Source organism: Klenkia sp. AC732, assembly GCF_979256525.1.
This window is the reverse complement of sequence record NZ_CEEDOS010000082.1, coordinates 1-4617: the sequence shown is the minus strand read 5'-3', so window position 1 is coordinate 4617 and position 4617 is coordinate 1. Positions and strand designations below refer to the sequence as shown.

Genomic DNA, 4617 nt, shown 5'->3' with positions numbered 1-4617 from the left:
AGCCCACCGTCGCCCCGGCCCCCACCCAGGACCGGCCCGGCGGCGGCGGGAACGGCGGTGGGAACGGGAACGGCGGGGGGAACGGGAACGGCGGTGGGAACGGGAACGGCGGTGGGAACGGCAACGGGAACGGCGGCGGTCGGGACGACGAGGACGACGACTGACCCGTCCCGTCGCGCCCCGGGCCCTGCTGGCGTGCCCCGGTCGTCGTTCTCCCCGGGAGTGTCGGTGACCCGGGCTAACCTCTGCGGGACCGCCCGGACCCGGGTCCGGGCGAGGCGAGGGGGTGGGACGGTGGCCGGCGCAGCAGCCGAGGTCGACTTCGAGGCCGTCTTCCGGGCCATCCCCACGCCCTACCTGGTGATGGACGCCGGGCTCACGATCGTCGACGCCAACCCCTCCTACCTCGCCACCACCGGGCGGGTCCGGGACGAGCTGGTCGGTCGCCACGTCTTCGACGCGTTCCCGGCGGGGCCCAGCGACTCCGAGACCGACGGCGGCGTCAGCAAGGTGCAGGCCTCCTTCGAGCGGGCCCGCGACACCAGGGTCCCCGACGTGATGCCGCTGCAGGAGTACGCCATCCCCGACGGCAGGGGTGGGTTCTCCCAGCGCTTCTGGAGCCTGATCAGCACCCCGGTGCTCGACGCCGGGGGCACGTGCACCCACGTGGTGCAGCGCGCCGAGGACGTCACCGACTACGTGCTCGAGCAGCGCCGGGCCCAGGCCGGGGGCCACTCCAGCGAGGACTGGCAGCGGCGGGTGCTGGAGGTCGAGTCCGACCTGTACGCCCGCGGTGTCGAGCTGACCGCGGCACGGGACGCCGAGGCGCTGAGCGCCAGCCGGCTGGCCGCGCTGAGCACCGTCGCGCTGCGGCTGGCCGGGGCCGAGACCGTCGACCAGCTGCTGGCCACCGTCACCGGTGAGGGCATGGCCGTCTTCGGCTCCCCCGGGGGCGCGGTAGCGGTCCGGGACGGCGACGTGCTGCGCTCGCTCATCTCCTCGGAGCTCGGCGGCGAGGCCACCCAGCGGGCCTACGGCGAGGTCCCGCTCGACGGCCCGCTGCCGGTCAGCGTGGCCACCCGCACCGGGCAGCCGGTGCTGCTGGCCGACCGGGCGGCCTGCCTGGCGTTCACCCCGGAGATGGCCGGCGTCGTCGAGGCCACCGGTTCGGTCGCGTTCGCCAGCCTGCCGCTGCACTCCGGCGGCCGGGTGACCGGCTGCCTCACCGTCTCCTGGGCGCAGCCGCAGGCCTTCCTGCCCGCCGAGGTCGAGGTGCTCGTCGCGTTCGCGGCGCAGTGCGCGCAGGCGCTGGACCGGATCCAGACCCGCGAGGCCGAGCTGCGCAGCGCCCGCCGGCTGGCCACCATCGCCGAGGTCGCCATCGCGCTGTCCCGCACCGAGGACGTCGTCGCGCTGACCCGCGTCGTCGTCGAGCAGGGACTGTCGGCGCTGGGTGCCGACGGTGGTGCCGTCGCGGTCCTGGACGAGGAGGAGCAGGAGCTCCGGCTGGCCATCACCGACGGGCTGGGCGAGGGCACCCAGGACCAGTACGGCGTGCTTCCGCTCGACGGCCCGCTGCCGGCCTGCGTGGCCGCCCGGGAGGGCCGCACGGTGGTGCTGCACGACGCCGCGGAGTCCCTCGCGTTCACCCCCGACATGGGCCCGGTCGTGGAGCAGACCGGGGCGCAGGCCTGGGTGGCACTGCCGCTGCGCACCGGCGGCCGCATCCGCGGCTCGCTCACCGTGGGGTGGGCGCACCCGCAGGCCTTCACCGCCGAGGAGTTCGAGGTCGTCACCGCCTTCGCCGCCCAGTGCGCGCAGGCCCTGGACCGGGTGCTCACCCGGCAGGCCGAGCGGACCGCGCTGCGGGCGCTGGCCGGCACCGTCGAGGCGCTGCAGCGCAGCCTGCTGTCCGAGCCCCCGGAGCCCGACCACCTGCAGGTCTCCGTCCGCTACCTGCCGGCCGCGCGTCAGGCCCAGGTCGGCGGCGACTGGTACGACAGCTTCCTGCTCGGCGACGGCCGCACGGTGCTGGTCATCGGCGACGTCACCGGGCACGACTCCTACGCCGCGGCCGCCATGGCCCAGGTGCGCAACGTGCTCCGCGGGGTCGCGCACAGCCGTGGCGGGACGCCGGCGGAGATCGTCACCGGCCTGGACCGCGCCATGCGCGACCTGGACGTCGGCACGCTGGCCACCGCCGTGCTGGCGACGGTCGAGCAGACCCCGGACGACGCCGCCCGCGGGGAGCGGGTGCTGCGCTGGACCAACGCCGGGCACCCCCCGCCGCTGCTGCTGCACCCCGACGGCCGGGTCGAGCTGCTGGAGGCCCGCCCCGACCTGCTGCTGGGCGTGGACCCGGAGCGGTCCCGCGGCGACCACGAGCGGGTGCTCGAGCCCGGGGCGACCGTGCTGCTCTACACCGACGGCCTGGTCGAGCGCCGCGGCGTCGCCATCGACGAGGGCATCACCTGGCTGTCGGACCTGCTGGTGGAGCTGCGCCACCTGCCGCTGGAGGACCTCTGCGACCGGGTGCTCGCCGAGCTGTCCGGCCGGGTCGACGACGACGTGGCCCTGCTGGCCATCCGGGCGCACCCCGAGGACCAGCCGCGGCCCGCATCGGCCGGCCCCGAGCAGGTCCCGGCCGGGCACAGCGCACTCGTCTGACGCATGATCGCCGGGTGCCCGCACCCGTGCTGCCCGACCTGACCGACCGCACCGTGCTGGTGACCGGCGCCAACGCCGGGCTCGGCTACTGGGCCACCGAGCAGCTGGCCGCGCGCGGGGCGCAGGTGCTGCTGGCCTGCCGGTCGGCGTCCCGGGCCGCCGCGGCCGTGGCCGCCGTCCGGGAGCGGGTGCCGGGCGCCCGGCTGGACGTGCTGTCCCTCGACGTCGCCGACCTGGCCTCGGTCGCCGCCTGCGCGGCCGCCGTCGACGTCGGGCTGGACGCTGTGCTGTGCAACGCCGGGGTGACCGAGACCCGCGGTCGGCAGACCACCGCCGACGGGTTCGAGCTGATGATGGGCGGCAACGCGCTGGGGCACGTGGCGCTGGTCGCGGCCCTGCTGGACCGGTTGCGTCCCGGCGGCCGCGTGGTCACCGTCGGTTCCATCGCCCACCGGTGGTCGCCGCTGGACCCCGCCGACCTGCAGGCCGAGCGTGGGTTCCGGTCCTTCCGGCAGTACGGCCGGTCCAAGACCGCGGCCATGGCGTTCGCGTTCGAGCTGGACCGCCGGTTCCGGGCCGTCGGGCGCGATGCCCTGGCCCTGGCCGCCCACCCCGGCTTCGCGCTGGACTCGTCGACACCGCAGCGCAGCGGCGTCAACGAGGTCGCGGTGCCGCTGCGGGTGGTCGCGCAGCCGGCCCGGGCCTTCGCCCAGGGCAAGGACGCCGGCGCCTGGCCGCTGGTGCACGCCTGCGTCGGGGACGGCGTCCGCGGCGGGGAGTACTGGGGTCCCGGCGGCTGGCAGGAGATGACCGGCCGCCCGGCACCGAGCCGCGCCCGCGCCCACGTGCGCGACGAGGTCGCCGGGGCGCGGTTCGTGGCCGCCGCCGAGCGGGCCACCGGGGTGCGGCTAGGCCTCTGAGCAGGCCTCTGAGCAGGTCTCTGAGCGGGCCTCTGGGGCCGCAGCCGGGGACCGCTCGGCCAGTGCGGCGAGGACCAGGCAGGCGACGGCACCGGCCAGGGCCAGCCGGCCGGGGGTCGCGTCCAGACCGCCCAGCAGGACGCCCACCGCGCCGACGGCCGCAGCCGCGGTGAGCAGCCGGGCGCGGCCGGTGCGCAGGGCCAGCACGGCCAGCACCGCCGCGCCCAGAACGGCGACCCGGGCCGGGTGGGCGGTCCCGGGCAGCACACCCCAGGGCAGGCCCAGGGACAGCACGCCGAGCACCCCGGCGACGGCGAGCAGCAGCCGGGCGCGCGGCCCGGCCGGGGCGTGACCCGCGGTGTCCGTCACTTCCGGCGGTCGTGCACCAGCCAGAGCGCACCGGCCGACAGCGCCACCCCGGCGGTCAGCACGAAGCCCTGGTCGGTGGCCACGCCCGGGAGCACGACGAGCACCCAGAACAGCAGCAGCCCGGCGCCGCCGGCCGCGCCGACCTGCCAGGCCTGGCGGCGGCTGAGCCCACCGCGGCTGGGCACGAACGGCACCAGGGCGACCAGCGCAGCCAGGGTCGCGAACCCCGACCAGGTGGGCAGCGCCGACCAGACGGAGGACCCGAGGCCGAAGGACAGCGACAGGCCCAGCTCCAGGACGACGAGACCGAGCACCCCGAGCACGGTGGCGGTCAGCGTGGCCCGGTCGGCGGGGGTGCGCTGCGAGGCGCTGACCCGGGGGGCGCGGCCGGTGTCGTGAGCCTGACCCTGGGCGCTGCCGACCGGGGCGCTGGGGTGCGGCGGGGGCTGCTCGCCCGGGAAGCCGGGGACCCAGTCCATCGGGCCGGTCGGCGCGGCCGGGTAGGCCGGGTCGTAGCCCTGCGGCAGCCGGTACTCCTGGGGCCCGGTCATCCCGGGCGGCGGACCCTGCGGACCGGTCGCGTGCGGGCCGGTCGCCTGCGGGCCGGGCGGGACGTGTCCCTGCGGGCCGGTGTGCCCCTGCCCCTGCCCCTGCCCTGTCT

At 77.2% G+C, this 4617-nt stretch carries 4 protein-coding genes; 2 read left to right on the top strand and 2 right to left on the bottom strand.

Annotated elements, in window-relative coordinates:
• The first annotated feature begins 294 nt into the window (after positions 1-294).
• Both AC0IVP_RS21715 and AC0IVP_RS21710 read left to right on the top strand, forming a co-directional pair.
• Positions 295-2667 (top strand): GAF domain-containing SpoIIE family protein phosphatase, encoded by a 2373-nt coding sequence (locus AC0IVP_RS21715; protein ID WP_471759252.1) that lies wholly within the window; start codon positions 295-297, stop codon positions 2665-2667.
• Positions 2668-2681: 14 nt separating this feature from the next.
• The gene (locus AC0IVP_RS21710) at positions 2682-3587 is read left to right on the top strand and encodes an SDR family NAD(P)-dependent oxidoreductase (RefSeq protein WP_471759251.1); all 906 of its coding nucleotides are present in this window, start codon (positions 2682-2684) and stop codon (positions 3585-3587) included.
• Here AC0IVP_RS21710 and AC0IVP_RS21705 read toward each other — a convergent pair.
• A complete protein-coding gene (locus AC0IVP_RS21705) occupies positions 3576-3956 on the bottom strand; it encodes a hypothetical protein (RefSeq protein WP_471759250.1) in 381 nt (126 codons plus the stop codon). The genes AC0IVP_RS21710 and AC0IVP_RS21705 overlap by 12 nt on opposite strands.
• Positions 3953-4507 carry a hypothetical protein gene (locus tag AC0IVP_RS21700; RefSeq protein ID WP_471759249.1) on the bottom strand — a complete coding sequence of 185 codons (555 nt, stop codon included), beginning with the start codon at positions 4505-4507 and terminating at the stop codon, positions 3953-3955. The genes AC0IVP_RS21705 and AC0IVP_RS21700 overlap by 4 nt, the downstream gene beginning before the upstream one ends.
• Positions 4508-4617 lie beyond the last annotated feature (110 nt).

What these genes read in the sequence shown, in the direction of transcription:
- AC0IVP_RS21700 (WP_471759249.1), bottom strand. Translation starts at nt 4,507, where the DNA reads ATGACCGGGCCCCAGGAGTACCGGCTGCCGCAGGGCTACGACCCGGCC.